The organism is Bacillus sp. WC2507, assembly GCF_052656125.1.
Genome location: NZ_JBQXPN010000001.1, coordinates 4,734,940 through 4,754,079, shown reverse-complemented (window position 1 = coordinate 4,754,079; position 19,140 = coordinate 4,734,940). Strand labels below are relative to the sequence as shown.

Here is a 19,140-nt window from a genome sequence, read left to right as displayed (position 1 = left end):
TGGAGGCATGGTTGAGATGACTGTTGCGCAATTAATTGATATTGATGCAAAAAGAACGAGAACGAATAACGAAGTATATCAAACATCTACAATGCTTGCGCTATTAGATGGTATATATGATGGTGTGATTAGCTTTGAGGAATTGAAAGAACGCGGTGATTTCGGCATCGGCACATTTGATCAATTAGATGGTGAAATGATCGCATTTGATAACGAATTTTATCATTTACGTTCAGACGGTTCAGCAGAAAAAGTAGAACCGGAAGAAACAACACCATTTGCGACTGTAACGTTTTTTGAAAAAGAAATGAGTTATACGATAGAGCGTCCGATGAATCGTGAAGAAGTGGAAGCTTTATTACATGAATTGATGCCGAGTAAAAACTTATTTTACGGTATTCGAATGGACGGTACGTTCCGTGAAGTAAGAACGAGAACTGTTCCAAGGCAAGAAAAACCGTATACACCGCTCGTTGAAGTGACGAAATCACAACCAATCTTCTCATTTGAAAATACAGAAGGTACGCTAGCTGGATTTTGGACACCAGATTATGCGCAAGGTATTGGTGTAGCTGGTTTCCACTTACATTATATTGATGATGAAAGAAGCGGGGGCGGACATGTTTTCGATTATGTGGTTGAAAACTGTACGATCCAAATTTGTCAAAAAGCTCATATGCATTTAGCACTTCCAGAAACAGCTGATTTTATGGCGGCTGAATTATCTAGAGAAAATTTAGAGGATAACATTGCGACTGCGGAAGGTGCGGAGTAAAAAGAGAAGCCGATTTGGCTTCTCTTTTATTTTGGATTACTCCCGATATGCGGAACAATGCTCATCAGAAATGAAATAATTCTTTTTACCGGTTAAGGCTGATACTTCTATCAATTGATGCCCTAGCCCATCCCATACCGTAACAGTATATAAGGAGGGCCATTCAATATTCCCACGAGCCAGTCGGAAAGAATAATAGTCGTTATCTGTTGTTACTAAAACTTTGTTATAAATAATAGTTTTCGTTTTTCTATTTTGTAAAATAAGAACAAAGTCTAGTTTATCTTCTTCTTTTGGAATTTGTAGTATTTTGGCTACAAACATTCCATTAGGATTTTTCTTCGTTTTATATACTTTTTCTGATTCTATTTTTAGTTCAGGTTTGCCCCTCATAGTCTCTCCCTTTACATATGTTTATTTCTTTGAAACAAACGGATGCCCCTCGTAATAAAAACGCCACGGATAATGTACAGCTTCTTCTGCATAGTCGATGTTAATACGAGGCCCTGCTGTTATTTTATATTTTGATGATATGTGTTCTTCTTCTGGGACGAGTTCAATATGTAATGTGTCACTTTGTAAGGATACGCCTCGTTCTTCTAACGTAATTCCGAGGGCACGGCATAGTTTGCCAGGACCGTTTGTTAAATTTTTATACTGCGCCTTTGTAATGTCGGTTTTGTTGTAGCGCGCTAGTTTTATTTCTTCTATTCCATCTACCGGTTCAAGGGCTCGAATGAGAACGCCTTGCGGGGTGCCAACTGGCGCTGTAATGACGTTAAAACAATGATACATACCGTAAATTAAATATACGTAAGCATGCCCCGGTGCGCCAAACATGACTTCTGTGCGATCCGTTCTTCTGCCGCCGTAACTATGTGCGGCTTTATCATCGGGACCTTTATATGCTTCTACTTCTACAATCGTTCCGCTTCTTTTTATTCCATCTACAATATGTACAAGTTTGTGTCCAAGTAACTTCTTTGCAACTTCTAACGTATCGCCTTCAAAAAAGGAAGGTGGTGCCTGCATTGTACTATCTCCTTTACTGAGTGTATATGTATATAGTAAACCAAATTTTCAGTAGTAATTCTAACTCGTTCTATTTGCTACATTTATTTCATAAATTATGGATAGAGTACAACAGCGAAGAGGGGGAGTGCGACATGATTTATCGCTTACTAGCTCTTAATATAGATGGGACACTACTATACAACAACGGAAAAATTGCAAAAGGATTAAGAGAAACAATTGAATTTGTGAAAAGAAAAGATGTATACGTTACATTATTTACGAGCCGTAATTTTCAGTCCGCTCATAAAGTAGCGAAGGCGTTAAAATTAGATTCTATATTAGTGACACACGGCGGTGCTTTCGTTTCAGCAACGTTAGATAAGCCGTACGTTCAAAGAAGATTATCGGAAGAGAAGACGTTTAACATTGTGCAAGTATTAGAGCACTTTGATTGTAACGTACGTATTTCTCATGAACGGTTTTCAATCGGAAATCGTGAGAGAAATACACCAAACTTAATTGCGCGTACTGTATTATCAAGCGCAGATCCGTTGTTTTATCCAGTTCAATTTGTAGATTCGTTAGGTGATGCGCTTCGTGATCATCCAGTAGCGGCGCCAAAAATTGATGTTATTTTCCAAAGTAAAGGTGAAAAAGAACGAGGGATAAATACATTAAGAAAAGCATTCCAAGATATCGAGTATGTTGAGTGTGATTCGAAACGAATAGAAATTTTGCCGCAAAATGTATCGAAATTACGCGGATTACAATTGCTTGGAGAGCATTTAAATATTTCACTAAACGAAATGGTTGCGATTGGAGATAGCATGGAAGATCTAGAGATAATTGAAAATGTAGGGCTCGGGGTAGCAATGGGGAACTCGCCTGTAGAGTTAAAACAGGCAGCCGACTGGATTACACGTTCAAATAGTGAGAACGGCGTAGAGTATATGATTAAAGAACATTTCCGTAAGCAATTCCCGCTTCCGTTTTTGAAAAATCATAAAAATACACCGAAATGATGAAAGAAAAACGTAGCTTTTGGCTACGTTTTTTGATTGGTTTTATTTTAGAGATGAAAGCGTTTCATAAAGATGAATTGTGTCTAAAATTCATACAATTCACTTGAATCATTTAGAAAACTGTTGTAAAGTGGAGGATGTTACCAAAAAAGTTACACCACGTGAAATATTCTTTAGATTAATTTTATTGAGCTTTCGTAAGTAAAAACATTTCCGCATGTTAGTTTAGTGCACGTATTATTTCAAAAATGAATTGTAGTAATGTTATTAATTCGTTGTAGAGTTTCTTTGTTTTATTTAAATGGATTATTTTAAGTTAATGTGAGTAAGATTTGGTATGTATGAAATGAGCTTCTTTTCATAAATCTAGGAATTATAAAAGGGGGAATGAATTTTTTGAGGAAATCATTTAATCAAAAAATAAAAAAATTAAGTAGTAGTTTTATAGTCTTATTATTAGTATGTACGAATTTTTTAATCCATTTACCATATAAAGCAGAGGCAGCTACAACAGAATTAAAAGGCTTAGGTGATGTATCTTATTACAATGCAATCATTTTTGGAGATCATAGTGCAACGAGTGCGGATATTGAGGGTGCAATGGCCATTCAAAAAAATATGAATGCATCAGGTTACACAGTCTTAGCAGCTGCATTTGGAGAATGGAACATAGCTGGAGCACCCTGGGTAGATGAAGGATATCCATCATTATTACTAGGTGGTCAATTTACGAAAGCGGGAACAGGACAAGTAATTATTCAAGATGGAACAGTGGCAATGACAAAAGATGGTGACCCAGAAGGTGCAATGAAATCATCATATGACCGTATTTCTTATAAAGAGCAAGCGGAGATTGATGCTAAATTTAAAGAGTTTAGAAAAGACGTTGATAGTGTAATTGAGGATGCGGGCCAATTACATACTGATAAGCCAAAACCGGGTATGACTTTTGGAATCGGTGAAGATGTAAATAACCCTAATATTTACGTTTCTTCAGGCCAAAATGGAGAGAAAACATTTAATGTAAGTGATGTTTATCTTCCGAATGTAAGTAATAAAGACTTTATTGTTATTTATTCAGATGCAGAAGAAGTGAATTTTGGTGGCGGCGCAATTTTGTATGATACAAAAAATACTGGGATGGCAACAGACCTAATTGATACATCGCATAAATATGTTCCTGATTCACCGTTTACTGAGTTAGCTAGTAAAGTCATTTGGGTGTTTCCAAATGCTAAAAACATAACAACTAAAGGATATGGTGTAATAGGAAGTGTATTTGCGCCTAATGCAGTTGTAGATACAAAGGGTGGCTCAATTAACGGACAAGTCTTTCTTGGTGGATTACACCAAAGAGATGGCTTTGAGGTTCATAATTTTAAATTTAATTGGCCGAAATGGAATAAGCCATCAGTTGAAAAAGTAACAGGTCAATTTGAAATTGTAAAAGTAGACGCAAGTGATGAAACAAAATTATTACCAGGTGCCGAATTTAAAGTGTATAAAGATGGTAAACAAATAGATACATTACGAACAGATGAGACAGGTAAAGTAATCTCTAAAAAATTAGAACCAGGTAAATATACATTAAAAGAAACGAAAGCACCAGAAGGATATAAATTACTAAAAGAAAAAATTGAAGTTACTGTGGAAGAGAACAAAGTAGCACCGGTAATAGTTAAAAATGTGAAAGAGTTGGGAAGTTTACAGGTAGTCAAAAAGGATGCTGAGAGCAAAAATGTGCTAAAAGGCGCGGAATTTAGACTAAAAAACGAAAATGGTCAAATAGTTGGAGGGGCGAAAACAACAAATAAAGATGGTGTTGTTACATTCGAAAACTTAGTTCCAGGTAAGTATACATTAGAAGAAACGAAAGCGCCAGAAGGCTACAAAGCGATAGAAGTTACAGTAGAAGTAAACGTTGTAGCAAATAAAGTAGCGAAACGAGAAGTATTGAATGAAAAAATGAAAGAAGAAATTACAGGTCAATTAGAAATTACAAAAGTAGATGCTAATGATACAGGTAAAACATTAGCTGGCGCAGTGTTTGAAATTTGGAAAGATGGATCAAAAATAGACACATTAACAACAAATAAGAATGGTAAAGCAATTTCTAAGAAGTTAGAACCTGGAGATTACATTTTAAAAGAAGTTCATGCACCAGAAGGATATAAATTATCTGATAAGGAAACTAAATTTAAGATTTCTAATGAAAAAGTAGAAGTTAAAAATCTTGAAATTACAAATGAAAAAGAACAAGACAAAGGTCCAGAAAAACCAGGTGCGGGAACAGAAAAGCCAGGTGAAGAAACAGAGAAACCAGGTGAAGAGACAGAGAAACCAGGTGAAGAAACAGAAAAACCAGGCGAAGAGACAGAAAAACCGGGTGGAGAGACAGAAAAACCAGGTGAAGAGACAGAGAAGCCAGGTGAAGAAACAGAAAAACCAGGTGAAGAAACAGAAAAACCAGGCGAAGAGACAGAAAAACCGGGTGGAGAAACAGAAAAGCCAGGTGAAGAAACAGAAAAACCAGGTGAAGAAACAGAAAAACCAGGTGAAGAAACAGAAAAACCAGGTGAAGAAACAGAGAAACCAGGTGAAGAGACAGAGAAACCAGGTGAAGAAACAGAAAAACCGGGCGAAGAGACAGAAAAACCAGGTGAAGAGACAGAGAAGCCAGGTGAAGAAACAGAAAGACCAGGTGAAGAAACAGAAAAACCAGGTGAAGAAACAGAAAAACCAGGTGAAGAAATAGAAAAACCAGGTGAAGAGACAGAGAAACCAGGTGAAGAGACAGAGAAACCAGGTGAAGAAACAGAGAAACCAGGTGAAGAAATAGAAAAACCAGGTGAAGAGACAGAGAAACCAGGTGAAGAGACAGAGAAACCAGGTGAAGAAACAGAGAAGCCGGGTGGAGAAACAGAAAAGCCGGGTGAAGGTCCAGAAAAACCAGGTGAGGGAACAGAGAAACCAGGTGGAGAAACAGAGAAGCCGGGTGAAGGAACAGAAAAACCGGGTGAGGGAACAGAGAAACCAGGTGGAGAAACAGAGAAGCCGGGTGAAGGAACAGAAAAACCGGGTGAGGGAACAGAGAAACCAGGCGAAGAAACAGAAAAGCCGGGTGGAGAAACAGAGAAATCAGGTGAAGAAACAGAAAAGCCAGGTGAAGGAATACAGAAGCCGGGTCAGGGAACAGAAACTTCAAGTGAAGAAGTAGGAAAGCCTAACTTACCAGAAAAAGAACAAGGCAGTTCCAATGATCAAAAACTTCCAGCTACAGGGCATAATATAAATTACCTTCCGTTTATAGGTGTAATTCTTGTGTTATTGGGAATACGTTTAAGATTTATGACTAAGAATAGCTAATGTTTATAAAAGGCAGAAGAGAAATGTCATCTCTTCTGCCTTTAAGTTTTTAAATAGAAGAAATAAGGTAAAAGCTTCTGTATTGACCTGCAAACGCCCTTCAAGTAAACTAAAGAGAGTTTGCAAATGAAAAGGTGATAATGTTGTTAATTTCAATTAAAACGTTACAAGATGATCGTTTTTTACGTCCGCTGCAAAATATTGGCGGCTTATTTTTTGAAGATAGTACGATTGGATTTGAACAAGAGGAAGCAAATCTTATCGTTGATATACACATTGAGGATAATGTGAAAGCATCTGCTTGTTTAACAGATGTTGCTACTGGAAATGTGTATGAAGAAACATTCGCAAAAGATTTATCTGCTTTCACAGATGAAAAAGAGCGTATGAAGCAAGTGAAGCACGTTGTTTCTTATGTATATCTTTCTGTTCTTCAGCAGTTAACTGGTCTTGAACAAAGCTGGGGCATTTTAACGGGAGTTCGTCCGACAAAACTTCTTCATAAAATGCTTCAAAATGGTATGTCAAAAGAAGAAGCACACCAAGAACTTCGTGAAAGTTATTTAATTCATGAAGAGAAAATTGAACTTCTTCAGCGCATTGTTGATTGCCAATTAGCGGTTGTTCCGGATTTATACCGTTTGAAAGAGGAAGTAAGTATTTATATCGGTATTCCGTTCTGCCCAACGAAATGTGCATACTGTACATTCCCTGCGTATGCAATTAACGGACGTCAAGGCTCTGTTGATTCGTTCTTAGGTGGTTTACATTATGAAGTTCGTGAAATTGGTAAGTTTTTAAAAGAAAAAGGTGTAAAAGTTACGACGATTTATTACGGCGGCGGTACACCGACAAGTATTACAGCAGAAGAGATGGATATGCTGTATGAAGAAATGTATGAAGCGTTCCCAGATGTGAAAAATGTGCGTGAAGTAACAGTTGAGGCAGGTCGCCCAGATACAATTACGCCAGCGAAGCTAGAAGTGTTAAATAAATGGAACATTGACCGTATTAGTATTAATCCGCAGTCATACCATCAAGAGACACTAAAAGCAATTGGACGTCATCATACTGTAGAAGAAACAATTGAGAAGTATCATTTAGCTCGTGAAATGGGAATGAACAATATTAATATGGATTTAATTATTGGTCTTCCTGGTGAAGGGTTAGATATCTTTAAGCATACGTTAGATGAAACAGAAAAGTTAATGCCAGAATCATTAACAGTTCATACGTTATCATTTAAACGTGCTTCTGAAATGACGCAAAACAAACGTAAATATAAAGTAGCAGGTCGCGAAGAAATTACAGCGATGATGCACGAAGCAGAAGAGTGGACGCAAAAGCATAATTACGTACCATATTACCTATATCGTCAAAAGAATATTTTAGGTAACTTAGAGAACGTTGGATATGCAATGCCGACGCAAGAAAGTATTTACAACATTGTCATTATGGAAGAAGTACAATCGATTATCGGACTTGGCTGTGGTGCATCAAGTAAATTTGTTCATCCGAAGACGGGAGCAATTACGCACTTCGCAAATCCGAAAGATCCAAAATCATATAACGATGGCTTCGTAAAATATACAGAAGACAAACTGAAAATTTTAGAAGAGCTATTTGTATAAGAAGAAGGAGGTTGTTCCGATTTGGGACAGCCTCTTTTTTATGTTGTTAGCTTTTGTCGGTAAGTCGATATGTTTGAAAAATCGCTGATATAATTTGAGTTGCGGTCGATATAATTTCACTTACCGCCAAGCGGCACTGTTTGTAAAACTATGTCGATAATAATCAGAAAAATTAGTCAAATCATTAGAGGACAATGTCTACTTATGGACGAAATGATAGATTTATGAAAGAGAAAAGGGGGAAATTGTTGGCATGTACATGACGATAGGGAGAATTTTTGATTTAGCAGTTGTTAAGTATCCGAATAAAGAGGCGTTAGTAGAGCCTGAAAAAAATATTCGCTGGACATATAAACAGTGGGATGAGCAAATAAATAAAACGGCGCAAGCTCTATTGAAAGAAGGGGTAAGAAAGGGAGATACTGTATCTGTTTACTTATATAATTGCCGTGAATTTGTAAACGTTTACTTAGCCTGTGCGAAAATTGGGGCGATCTTTAACCCGGTTAATTTCCGCTTAAAGGCAAAAGAATTATCGTATATCCTCCAAGATGCAGCCTCGAAAGTAGTAGTCTTTGAAAAAGCAGTTGAATCAACTGTTGCTATTATTGAACGAGATTTTCCAAATTCGTCATTTTGGTATGTAGAAGATGATACACCTTCCTATGCTAGTTCTTACCATGAAAAAGTAAATGAAGCACCAGCTGAAAAAGTAGATATTGTAGTCGATGAAATGGATTATTGTTCTATGCTTTATACGAGTGGTACGACTGGTCATCCGAAAGGCGTACTGCATCGCCATCGTGATATGGCTGAGCATAGTATGATTTGTACGTATTTCATAAAATATAATAGAAATAGCGCCGGGCTTGTAGTTGCGCCTTTATATCACTGCGGTGAGTTAAATGCGGGGATTATTCCGCGCATTCAAGTTGGCGGAAAGAATGTTATTTTACATCACTTTGATACGGATAGAGTATTACATACGATTCAAGAAGAGAAGATTACGACGTTTTTTGCAGCACCGACGATGTGGAATATGTTACTGCAAAAAGATTTAACGCAGTACGATTTAACTTCGATGAAGATTGGTGTATATGGTGGGGCAGCGATGGCTCCAGCACTAGTGAAGGAATGTAAAGAACGTCTTTATATTGATCTTGTACAAATTTACGGAATGACAGAAATGGGACCAGTTGTTGCGTTTCTAGTAGAAGAAGATCAAATGACGAAAGCAGGTTCAGCGGGAACACCATGCTTTAGTCATGAAATTCGCATTGTAAAACCAAGCGATGATGCACCAGCAGAGCCAGATGACGTATTGCCTCCTTATGAAGTTGGGGAGATTATTTTGCGCGGCCCAACTATGATGGCTGGTTATCATAACCGAGAAGAAGCAAATGCAAAATCGATGTATAAAGGATGGTATCACTCTGGTGATTTAGGTTACTTCGATAATGATGGCTATTTATTCGTCGCAGATCGTGTGGATGATATGGTAATTAGTGGTGGCGTTAATATTTATCCACGTGAAATTGAAGATTTCCTTCATAGTCATCCTGGTGTATTAGATGTTGCAGTGCTTGGAGAGCCAGATGAATTATGGGGAGAACGTGTTGTGGCTGTCGTTGTAAAGAAGGATGAAACGATTACAGAAGGTGATTTAGAAACATATTGTAAAGAAAGTGATGAATTAGCAGACTATAAACGTCCGCGTCATTATTTATTTGTGGATGAACTTCCTCGTAATGCGAGTGGGAAATTACAAAAATTTGTGCTGAGAGAGTCGTTGAAGGGTGCGAAACAATAGGGAGTAGAGCAGTCGTCTATACAGATAAAGCTATCTTTTTTAATAAGAAAAGATAGCTTTATTTTTTTGAAAACGATTGAAGAAATGGTATATATCTTCTATTTAAATCCTCTTTTATTATTATATAAAATATTTTTTGTAGCATTACACTTTGATTGTAAATGCATGTATACCGCTTTAAATAAAGGTTTAGTAAATTGCTCAGGTGGATTTTATAGATGTTGAAATAATAATTTTAGTGTGAGTGGAATAAAGGTATTGGAGGAGTATATTCGAGGGATAAAGATAGTTAATCATCAGATGACCTTATGAATAAAATGGTCATTTATTTCAAAAAAAAGTTACTACTATAATAGTAACAAAATAAATAGTGGATGAACAGTCTTGTAATGCACTTTTATAAGGACTAATATTTATTGTTGGCTGCCCAAAAGATAAGAAAGATAGTTTGATGCTGCAAATAATCTTTATTTTAAAGTGTGGTTTAGGGTAGAAGAATGAAGTAATCAAAGATGGAGGGTTTATGAGTACATATTTAAAAAGAATATCTGTAATTTGTTTTATTTTTACTGTTATCATTGGACAAGTTTTTACACCTATCGTAGGTCATGCACAAGAATTAAACACAACTGGATTTGTTGATAGTTTTGCATTTGAAAAGACGAAATTAAATTATGGGGAAAAGACTAGCATACATGTAAACTTTAGTGAAAAGCCTGGAAAGAAGATGAAGTCTGGGGATACATTAACGTTAACACTACCTCCAGAATTAAAGGGCTATAGTGGAACTATCGCATTAAAAGATGAATCAGGACGCGTTTTTGGTACGTGCCAGATTAATACAAATAATGTAGTTTGTACATTTAATGATACAGTGGAACAGCTCCAAAATATTCGAGGGAATTTTAATTTTGCTGTTCAAGGTACGAATGTAGAAGCAGGAAAAACGAAAGATGTACAAACGAATTTAGGAACAAGTTTAGAAAAGCAAACGGTAAGTATTACGCATCCAAAAGGCGAAGGTACAGAACCGGGAATCTTTTTCTATAAGTCTGGTGATATTCAGCCAGACAAAAGTAATGAAGTACGTTGGTTTTTAAATATAAATTTAAAGAAACAACATTTACATGACAACATCATTTTGAAAGATACTTTACAAGAAGGACAAATGCTTAATAAAGATAGTTTTAAGATAACTATTAATAATAGAGAATATTTTTCTCTTGAGCAATTTCAAAAGCGAGGTTATGGATATATTAAGTTTACTAGCGATAACTCATTTGAAGTTGTAGTTTATAGACATATGGGGAGCGCTAATTCCTTTACGGTTTTCTACACGTCAACTATTACTGATAGCGGGAAAAAATTAAAATATTTACAGAATGACTATAAACTTGATTATCAAATTTTATATGAAAAGCCTATTTCTGAATCTAATAATGTAAAGGTTGAAAATATATCGTTTGGCGGCGGAGCTGAGGGGGATTTACCTGCGAAAGGAACGCTGCAAATTGTGAAACATATTGAAGGAAACGAAGGAAAAGTTATTCCAGGTGTTTCTTTTAAATTGTATAAAGAATCAGGTCAGCAAATTGGTGATTCTTATACAACAAATAAAGATGGAGTAGTTGAAGCACCAAACCTTACTCCAGGTAATTATTACGTGCAAGAAATTTTTGCTCCGAATTACGTAGAGTTTGATCCAAAAGCAAAGATTCCTTTTACAATTAAGAAGGATGATGTACAGGGAATAAAACTTATGGTTCCAAATAAGTTAAAAACTACATCAGTTACGGGAACGAAAACGTGGGAAGGCGATAAAGTAAACGATCGCCCAAAAACGATTAAAGTAGATTTACTGCAAAACGGTAAAGTCATTACAACGAAAGAAGTTACGGCAGAAAATGGTTGGAAATATGAGTTTGGAAAGTTACCAGCAGTTGATAGTGAAGGAAAAGCTCATACGTATGAAGTGAAAGAACAACCAGTATCAGGATATCAATCGAAAGTTAACGGATATGATATTACAAATATAAAAATCCACGAAGTAACAGAAGTGGAAGAACAAGGTAAAGAAGAATCAATAGAAGAACTGGAAGCTCCAACTAACCCAGAAGCACCAAAAGTAACAGAAGAGCAAAAAGAGTTAGAGAAGCCAGAAGTTACGGAGAAGCCGGAAATTCATGTAACACCAGAAGAAGAACAAACTAAAGAAGAAACAACAGAAGAGATAAAAGAAGAAAAGCCGGAAACACCAAAAGTAACAGAAGAGCAAAAAGAGTTAGAGAAGCCAGAAGTTACGGAGAAGCCGGAAATTCATGTAACACCAGAAGAAGAACAAGTTGAAGAAGAAACAACAGAAGAGATAAAAGAAGAAAAACCGGAAACACCAAAGGTAACAGAAGAGCCGAAAGAGTTAGAGAAGCCAGAAGTTACGGAGAAGCCGGAAATTCATGTAACACCAGAAGAAGAACAAGTTGAAGAAGAAACAACAGAAGAAATAAAAGAAGAAAAGCCGGAAACACCAAAGGTGACAGAAGAGCCGAAAGAGTTAGAGAAGCCAGAAGTTACGGAGAAGCCGGAAATTCATGTAACACCAGAAGAAGAACAAGTTGAAGAAGAAACAACAGAAGAAATAAAAGAAGAAAAACCGGAAACGCCAAAGGTGACAGAAGAGCAAAAAGAGTTAGAGAAGCCAGAAGTTACGGAGAAGCCGGAAATTCATGTAACACCAGAAGAAGAAAAAGTTAAAGAAGAAACAACAGAAGAGATAAAAGAAGAAAAATCGGAAACACCAAAGGTGACAGAAGAGCAAAAAGAGTTAGAGAAGCCAGAAGTTACGGAGAAGCCGGAAATTTTAGTAACACCGAAAGAAGAACAAACTAAAGAAGAAACAACAGAAGAGTTAAAAGAGGAAAACCCAGAAGTATTAAACAAACAAAGTGTACAAGAAAAAGTAGAAGTACAAAACAAGCAAGAGGTACACAGTAAAGAACAAAATAAGTCTGAGGTATCATCAAGTGAAGAAAATAATAAGAAAACAAAACTTCTTCCTCAAACAGGTGGAGTATCAACAGAAGCTACTTCTGTTATGGCAGGTATGTTCTTATTACTTTTCGGAGCGATGTTGTTTAGACGTCAGAAAAACTAATGAACATGAGAGTTTGTTCGGAAACAAAATGTGTGTAAAAAAAGCGGAGACTATAGTCTTCGCTTTTTTATTTTCGTACGTAGTTAAGCTGAATTTTATTGTTTTAATTGATAAGTTTTAAAATCATATGCTTTATATTTTTACGAAATCGGGTGATTAGTGTAATGATAATCATACCGAAGAGAATTTTCCATATGTGTTGTCCAAGTATTTGGAAGATCTCTTCTAAATTTTCACCTAACCAATAACCGCCGATCAAGAAGAATGATACCCAAAATAGAGCCCCTGAATAAATTGTCATCGCAAAACGGCGAAATGGTAAGTTAATAATTCCTGCAAAGTATCCTGTGAAATGACGGACGCCTGGGATGAAAAAGGCGATAAAGATTAGAAAGTAGCCGTATGTATCGAACCATATTTTTGTCATATCAATTTTTTTTTGTGTTAAAAATACATATTTTCCGTACTTTTGAATGAAGGGCATGCCTAGTTTATTTCCTAAAAAGTATTGGAATGTCATACCTACACTTGTCCCAATAAAAGATAACATAATTAAAATTGGTAGGTTCAAATCACCTTGGTGTGATAAAAATCCTGCATAGGCTAATGTAGGCTCTCCTGGAAACGGAAGCGCAATATATTCTAAAAGTAAACCGACAAGTAATACATAATATCCATATTGCTGAAATAACTCGTGAATCCATTCCATGTTGTGCGCTCCTTTTAAAGTGAGTTCCCTCTATTTGAATTGACTTGAACGAATAATAGCGGAAGTTTTTTTATTTGACCATACTTAATATAGCTCTTTGCTAATTAGCAAAGAGCGCTGAAGTGTACATATTACGATTAGTTAAAGTTATAGCGGTACAAAAATACGTTGAAATCTTCTTCTTTTGGTCCAAAATTAACTGCTTTTTCTTGTATGCGCTGGAAGTTTTGTCTGTCATAAAATTCATAGTTGCATTCATTATCTGTATATAAATATAAAGATGTTACATCTTCTTTTTTCATGTATTGGAATAAATGACTTAGTAAAGACTTCCCAACTCCAAGACCTCTCGATTCTTCGGATACGATAAATAATTGTATACAGCCTTGAAATTGATCTTCTTTTCCTTGAATGAGTTCTTTATAGGTTTTTTGTACTTGTATAAATGCTTTTAAAAATTCTCTATTCTCTTTATTCGTTATGAATAGCTTTAGCGTATGAAAGGCAAAGCTAACGGTATTATGGAATCTCTTTAAACGGTTTTTATCTTTTTCAGAATCACCTAAAATGACACCGATCACTTTATTATCTTTTTCAGCTACTTTACTGAAGGAACTTTCTAAAATACAACTGTGTAGATAAAAGTTTAATATTGAGTTTAAAAATTTTTTATCGGCAATGAATTTGTTAAACCCAAATGCTTCACCAATTAAATGTTTTATAGACTCATAGTCTTCTTTAACAAGATTTCTATATTTTACTGTGTTCATAATTGTATACTCCCTTTATCAATGTAAATGACTTATTATAAATAGTAAGGTCTCCTCTTAGGGGAGAGTCAATGGTTGCATACGAAAAAAATATAAGGGAAGAGATGCAAATGAAAAAATTATTTTCTATTGGAGAAGTTGCAAAAATAAAGGATATTACGATAAAAGCGCTAAGATACTATCATAAGATGGGGATTCTTATTCCAAAACATGTTGATGAATCAACGGGGTATAGATATTATTCTATAGATCAATTTATTCACATTGATATTATAAAAAGCTGTAGAGAGTTGAACACCAGCATAGTAGAGCTCCAAGAGATTTTTAAGGAATGTAATACGGATAAATTGCTGCGATTTTTACAAGTGAAAAGAGAAGAAGCGGAAGAGCATATGAAGAAAATGGAAGAGGTAATGGAAACGATTGATGACTTACATACGAAAGTAGTGAGTTCACAGGAAATATTAAAGAATGATGAAATCTCTATTGAATTTTTTGAACAGCGTTATGTAGTTGTTGCGCCTTGTAAAGAAGTAGGGAGTTTACAGGAGTTACTGTATTATTCCGATTTAGAGAAAATCGTGCAAGATTATGAAGAGAAAATGGCAATGGAGATGGGGATTCTCTACAATGTAAATGAAAATTGGAATGTAGAACCGAAGTATGTTTTTAATAAAATACGAGATGATGTACATATGGAAGAGATGCAAAATATAAAAGTATTACCAGGCGGGAAATATATAACGTTAGCGTATAGTAAAGAGAATGAAGAGGAACGTAGAAATACTATGATTAAATATATAAAAGAAACTAATATAGAAGTAGAGAGTTTTATTGAAGTGGAGTTAGTTAGTGATATTTTTAATACGGAGACATACAGTTGTCAAATTCAAATTTTTATAGGGGATAGTGAAAATAAGAAATTTTGATGCCATAAATTTAGGAGTGGGACTATCCAAAAAGCCTAACTCTAAATACATCGACTTAACTGGGTTGCCTACTTATTAATAAGAGAGGCCATCCCCAAAAATGGGATGGCTTCATTGGATCGTATTATTTACGTGAAAATCCTTCTTCATCAAGGTATTCCGCAGCTTCTGGATAAGAGTTGAATGTACCGTCTAAGTTTACACCAGCGTACACGTTCCACATATCATCTTCTGAGATAAGAGTAAGGATATGACCGTCTTCGTTATGCCATTCTTCTTCTTTCGCAGGTTCTGCAGGAATGACTATTTCTTCTTGTGAAAGTAATTCAATTGATTGCTCGATTACTGAGCGTAATTCATCTGCTGAAAATTCGCGGATGTTAACCATACCTTTATCATCCGTTTTGTAACCTTTAATACCACTTGCATATACAAAGCCGTTTCCATTTGGATGTAAGTGATAAACAACGTTCTTTTTATCTAAACGACTTTCTTCAAAGTGAAAGTTCACGCGTTTTAATGATACGTTTTTTCTTTCTAATTCAGGGAAAGATTCAATAATCGATAATTTTTCTTCAAAAGTTAGCATAGTGCCTCCAAATATATAATAAAAGATTTAATTTATCTATTATAGCATAGTTATAATGGTTTCCAAAGATGGGGGGTAGCTTGAAATTGAATGCGTTTACGTCACGATACTGTAAAAAGTGGACTAACGAATGTATCTTTTTAGGTGTACAATGGAAAATGGACTTTATCCCGCATTAACGGGCAGTAAAACTCCCACCTCAAATTTCGGTGAATGCGAGGAATTTAGGTGGGAGATCAACTGCCTGTAAAAGCCCGATTGGCTCAACTAATAATTAGTGGGGAGGAACAAAACTCCACTGATTAAAGTTTCACTTTATACGAAGGTGGTTTTTTTATGTTTCAAAAAATAGCAAAGGAATGTTTAGCAGGTTTTACGGTTGCGATCGTTGCGTTGCCACTGGCCATTGCATTTGGTATTGCTGCAACGGGAACGTCTGAGGGAGCATTAGTCGGATTGTATGGTGCGATTTTTGCAGGTTTATTTGCGGCGTTGTTTGGTGGTACACCGGGTCAGGTTACCGGGCCAACGGGGCCGATTACGGTTATCGCAACAGGAGTTATTGCGACGCACGGATTAGAGGCGAGTTTTATAGCCTTCATGATGGCCGGACTGTTCCAAATTTTATTCGGGGTATGTAAGCTTGGCTCTTACGTGAGGTACATTCCATATCCGGTCGTTTCCGGATTTATGAACGGTATCGCATTAATTATTATTTTAGGTGAAATAAAGCATGTGCAAAATAGTTTTCTACTCGTAGTATTAACGATTATTGTGATGATTGTTTCTGGAAAGTGGATTAAGGCCATTCCATCTAGTTTAGTTGCATTAGTTGGTGTGACAGCTATGCTTCCTTTATTTTCTTCGGCGTTAGAGGGGCTTACAGTGAAGTTACCGGTTATCGGAAACCTGTCATTAAATAAGGTGATTGAAAAGATTGGAACGATTCCAGAAGCAATGCCGACGCTTCATATTCCATCTTTAAGTGGAACAGGCATCGTAGAACTTATTTTACCAGCGCTTAGTATTGCTTTATTAGGATCGATTGACTCGTTGTTAACATCGGTCGTAATGGATAATGTGACGGGTACACGTCATAAAAGTAATAAAGAACTGGTCGGACAAGGTATTGGTAATATGGTGAGCGGATTGTTTGGCGGATTAGCAGGGGCAGGAGCGACTGTACGGTCTATCGTTAATATAAGAAGTGGTGGTAAAACGGCGCTTTCAGCAAGTATGCATAGTATTATATTATTTATTTTCATTATGGGACTTGGATCAGTCGTACAATACATTCCACTTGCTGTATTATCAGGTATTTTAATTTTAACTGGTATTGGCATGTTTGATTGGGAAAGTATGAAGAAAATGCATGTAGCACCAAAAGGTGATGTCATTGTTATGCTCGTAACGATGGTTGTCACAGTGAAGTTTGATTTAATGATCGCTGTTGCGTTCGGTATTATTCTTTCGTTCATTATATACATGGTGAAATGTAAAGAACGTAAAGCTTCTATTGTAAAAGAAAAGGAAGCGACGTATAAAATTAAAGGCCCACTTTCATTCCTAACAGTGGATCGTGTTTTTTATACTCTACAAGACGTAAAGTCTCCGGTCGTTTTACGTATGAAAGATGTGCATTATATGGATGTATCAGGAGCTATGGCATTGTTAAACTTTGTTGAGCAGTCGGGTAAAGTAGGTGCGAGTGTGACACTTGAACAATTGCATCCGAGTATTGAACAAATAATCGTGACGATGGCAAGTGATGAGCAAAGGGAACAATTACAATTCTTAAAGGCCAAAATAAGTTAGAGATAAGAACCCTCACGTGATAAAGTGTGAGGGTTTCTGATTATTCGCATATGTATGTATTGAATTTGAATATCTGGATGTTATACGTCTGTTGACAATTGCCACACTTAGCAGTATAGTAACATTTTAGATTAGCAGTATGCTATCGTAATAAGTGTAAGAATTTTAAGATTTCTTTACGCTGAAAAGAAATCGCTTTAAGCTGGAGGGAATATTTGATGTACAAACAGTTACCACATGGAGTAAAAGTCGGGATTACACGTTCAATTGTTGCTTCTTTTGAGAAGTATATGAAGGAAATTGAATGGAACGAAGAAAAGTTTGACATACAACAATTTGTTGAACAGTGGAAACAATATTTATATACAAAATCAACTTGGATTAATAAAGTAGATGACAAGTTGAAAGAACATCCAGATTTCCATCAAGCGTTAGCAGTAAAAGTGAATGAAAAAATTAACGAGCTTATTAATGAAGAGCCGACTGAAGAGCAATTGAAAATTTTAAAAGATCATGAAGTAAACAATATAGATGATTTTTGTAAGTTGAAAGCAGCGTATTATATTGAACGCATTTAATTGAATTACATAATAGTTTACATAGGAAAACACGTCGTATTCATAAAAGAATACGACGTGTTTTTGATTACTCACTTAGCGAGTAATGAAGGTTATTGCGGGATAAACGCTTTCCACTTAGATAAATCGATTGGTTCTTTTGATACTGAATCAGCAGGGAATGTAAAGGTCCAAGGCTTCGTAGAATTGGCCTTAATTTGAAAATCTTTTAATGCAAATGTTTTTTCCGCAACGGTAGATTCAGAGCGATCTGAAATATGCAATGGAAGTTGCTCAAGGGTTATATTTTGATTATAGCCATTACGAATTAAAATAGTTGCGTTCAAATCTCCGTTTTCTTCTACAACTGCGTTTAGCCCTCGGAAGTTAATTTCATCTTCTGCAGGTGGATTTAAGTTAGCAACAATTTCTTGTAATTTCATTATTGCACTTTCAGGTAGCTTTTCTTGCCATATAGGATCTAAATCTAATGAATGTTTTCCTTTTAATTCAAATACTAGTTGCCAGTCTTCAGGTGATAGGGTTGCTTCCGTAATTGAATTTTCTTCAAAGACGAAAGTCCAAGGCATATTTACATTTGATGGGATTTCTTCTAAGTGTGATAAATCAAATGCTTGGCGTGCACATGTTTCTCCATTTTTATTTAATAAAGATAGAGTAAGAGTTTCAAATTGAATTGGATGCTTTACACTACTACGAATGAATGTAGTAATATAATAAGCATTTTCATGTTTTTTACTTTCAATTCCGGCTAGCGAAATTTGATTTTCTTGTAAGGTAGGCAAAGATTTATGTAAAAATTGATAAATATACTTCTGTTCTTGTGAAACCTCATTCCAAGAAGGATGGAAGTATAAGTTAGGTTTTACGTTTTTTGTATTATTGCTGTTTTCTTCGCTTCCTAATAATTGAGAACTCGAAATTACAGAGTCTCTACCTTTTTTTCTTGCCTTCTTTAAAAATGATAGCATGCAATTCACC

At 35.8% G+C, this 19,140-nt stretch carries 15 protein-coding genes; 9 read left to right on the top strand and 6 right to left on the bottom strand.

Features of this window, described 5'->3' with window-relative positions:
- The first annotated feature begins 16 nt into the window (after positions 1-16).
- Positions 17-775, top strand: a complete 759-nt coding sequence (alsD, locus tag ACUN28_RS25065) for an alpha-acetolactate decarboxylase (protein ID WP_016089158.1) — start codon at positions 17-19, stop codon at positions 773-775.
- Between the two features lie 36 nt (positions 776-811).
- Here the strand turns inward: alsD and ACUN28_RS25060 are convergent, their stop codons facing one another.
- Complete coding sequence (locus ACUN28_RS25060) at positions 812-1,168, bottom strand: hypothetical protein (RefSeq protein WP_016089157.1); 357 nt, start codon at positions 1,166-1,168, stop codon at positions 812-814.
- A gap of 21 nt (positions 1,169-1,189) precedes the next feature.
- Positions 1,190-1,807: a DNA-3-methyladenine glycosylase gene (locus ACUN28_RS25055; protein ID WP_016089156.1), complete on the bottom strand. Its 618-nt coding sequence runs from the start codon at positions 1,805-1,807 to the stop codon at positions 1,190-1,192.
- 134 nt (positions 1,808-1,941) lie between these two features.
- On the opposite strand from ACUN28_RS25055, the gene ACUN28_RS25050 reads away from it, so the two are divergent.
- The 5 genes from ACUN28_RS25050 (at position 1,942) to ACUN28_RS25030 (ending at position 12,769) form a co-directional block, all read left to right on the top strand.
- Positions 1,942-2,811 carry a Cof-type HAD-IIB family hydrolase gene (locus ACUN28_RS25050; RefSeq protein WP_016089155.1) on the top strand — a complete coding sequence of 290 codons (870 nt, stop codon included), beginning with the start codon at positions 1,942-1,944 and terminating at the stop codon, positions 2,809-2,811.
- A 396-nt stretch (positions 2,812-3,207) separates the two neighbouring features.
- Positions 3,208-6,177 carry a SpaA isopeptide-forming pilin-related protein gene (locus ACUN28_RS25045; RefSeq protein ID WP_445423425.1) on the top strand — a complete coding sequence of 990 codons (2,970 nt, stop codon included), beginning with the start codon at positions 3,208-3,210 and terminating at the stop codon, positions 6,175-6,177.
- 140 nt (positions 6,178-6,317) lie between these two features.
- Entirely contained in the window at positions 6,318-7,808 is a 1,491-nt protein-coding gene (locus ACUN28_RS25040) for a coproporphyrinogen III oxidase (RefSeq protein ID WP_016136536.1), read from the top strand.
- A gap of 253 nt (positions 7,809-8,061) precedes the next feature.
- Positions 8,062-9,618, top strand: a complete 1,557-nt coding sequence (locus ACUN28_RS25035) for a fatty acid--CoA ligase (protein ID WP_016136537.1) — start codon at positions 8,062-8,064, stop codon at positions 9,616-9,618.
- Between the two features lie 523 nt (positions 9,619-10,141).
- Entirely contained in the window at positions 10,142-12,769 is a 2,628-nt protein-coding gene (locus tag ACUN28_RS25030; RefSeq protein WP_116329221.1) for a Cna B-type domain-containing protein, read from the top strand.
- A 103-nt stretch (positions 12,770-12,872) separates the two neighbouring features.
- Here the strand turns inward: ACUN28_RS25030 and ACUN28_RS25025 are convergent, their stop codons facing one another.
- Together ACUN28_RS25025 and ACUN28_RS25020 are read right to left on the bottom strand one after the other, a co-directional pair.
- The gene (locus ACUN28_RS25025; RefSeq protein WP_016089149.1) at positions 12,873-13,478 is read right to left on the bottom strand and encodes a DedA family protein; all 606 of its coding nucleotides are present in this window, start codon (positions 13,476-13,478) and stop codon (positions 12,873-12,875) included.
- Positions 13,479-13,615: 137 nt separating this feature from the next.
- On the bottom strand, positions 13,616-14,248 hold the full coding sequence (locus ACUN28_RS25020; protein ID WP_016136540.1) for a GNAT family N-acetyltransferase: 633 nt from the start codon (positions 14,246-14,248) through the stop codon (positions 13,616-13,618).
- Between the two features lie 110 nt (positions 14,249-14,358).
- Here ACUN28_RS25020 and ACUN28_RS25015 point away from each other — a divergent pair, with 110 nt between their 5' ends.
- Complete coding sequence (locus ACUN28_RS25015) at positions 14,359-15,177, top strand: MerR family transcriptional regulator (RefSeq protein ID WP_033660127.1); 819 nt, start codon at positions 14,359-14,361, stop codon at positions 15,175-15,177.
- A gap of 124 nt (positions 15,178-15,301) precedes the next feature.
- On the opposite strand, the gene ACUN28_RS25010 is transcribed toward ACUN28_RS25015, so the two are convergent.
- Entirely contained in the window at positions 15,302-15,766 is a 465-nt protein-coding gene (locus ACUN28_RS25010) for a hypothetical protein (protein WP_016089146.1), read from the bottom strand.
- 336 nt (positions 15,767-16,102) lie between these two features.
- On the opposite strand from ACUN28_RS25010, the gene ACUN28_RS25005 reads away from it, so the two are divergent.
- Complete coding sequence (locus tag ACUN28_RS25005) at positions 16,103-17,581, top strand: SulP family inorganic anion transporter (protein ID WP_016136542.1); 1,479 nt, start codon at positions 16,103-16,105, stop codon at positions 17,579-17,581.
- Between the two features lie 218 nt (positions 17,582-17,799).
- Positions 17,800-18,159: a hypothetical protein gene (locus ACUN28_RS25000; RefSeq protein ID WP_016089144.1), complete on the top strand. Its 360-nt coding sequence runs from the start codon at positions 17,800-17,802 to the stop codon at positions 18,157-18,159.
- A gap of 92 nt (positions 18,160-18,251) precedes the next feature.
- On the opposite strand, the gene ACUN28_RS24995 is transcribed toward ACUN28_RS25000, so the two are convergent.
- Entirely contained in the window at positions 18,252-19,130 is an 879-nt protein-coding gene (locus ACUN28_RS24995; protein WP_016089143.1) for an accessory Sec system S-layer assembly protein, read from the bottom strand.
- Positions 19,131-19,140 lie beyond the last annotated feature (10 nt).

Coding starts and splice junctions, on each gene's coding strand:
- alsD (WP_016089158.1), top strand. CDS start 17: ATGACTGTTGCGCAATTAATTGATATTGATGCAAAAAGAACGAGAACG.
- ACUN28_RS25060 (WP_016089157.1), bottom strand. CDS start 1,168: ATGAGGGGCAAACCTGAACTAAAAATAGAATCAGAAAAAGTATATAAA.
- ACUN28_RS25055 (WP_016089156.1), bottom strand. CDS start 1,807: ATGCAGGCACCACCTTCCTTTTTTGAAGGCGATACGTTAGAAGTTGCA.
- ACUN28_RS25050 (WP_016089155.1), top strand. CDS start 1,942: ATGATTTATCGCTTACTAGCTCTTAATATAGATGGGACACTACTATAC.
- ACUN28_RS25040 (WP_016136536.1), top strand. CDS start 6,318: ATGTTGTTAATTTCAATTAAAACGTTACAAGATGATCGTTTTTTACGT.
- ACUN28_RS25035 (WP_016136537.1), top strand. CDS start 8,062: ATGTACATGACGATAGGGAGAATTTTTGATTTAGCAGTTGTTAAGTAT.
- ACUN28_RS25030 (WP_116329221.1), top strand. CDS start 10,142: ATGAGTACATATTTAAAAAGAATATCTGTAATTTGTTTTATTTTTACT.
- ACUN28_RS25025 (WP_016089149.1), bottom strand. CDS start 13,478: ATGGAATGGATTCACGAGTTATTTCAGCAATATGGATATTATGTATTA.
- ACUN28_RS25020 (WP_016136540.1), bottom strand. CDS start 14,248: ATGAACACAGTAAAATATAGAAATCTTGTTAAAGAAGACTATGAGTCT.
- ACUN28_RS25015 (WP_033660127.1), top strand. CDS start 14,359: ATGAAAAAATTATTTTCTATTGGAGAAGTTGCAAAAATAAAGGATATT.
- ACUN28_RS25010 (WP_016089146.1), bottom strand. CDS start 15,766: ATGCTAACTTTTGAAGAAAAATTATCGATTATTGAATCTTTCCCTGAA.
- ACUN28_RS25005 (WP_016136542.1), top strand. CDS start 16,103: ATGTTTCAAAAAATAGCAAAGGAATGTTTAGCAGGTTTTACGGTTGCG.
- ACUN28_RS25000 (WP_016089144.1), top strand. CDS start 17,800: ATGTACAAACAGTTACCACATGGAGTAAAAGTCGGGATTACACGTTCA.
- ACUN28_RS24995 (WP_016089143.1), bottom strand. CDS start 19,130: ATGCTATCATTTTTAAAGAAGGCAAGAAAAAAAGGTAGAGACTCTGTA.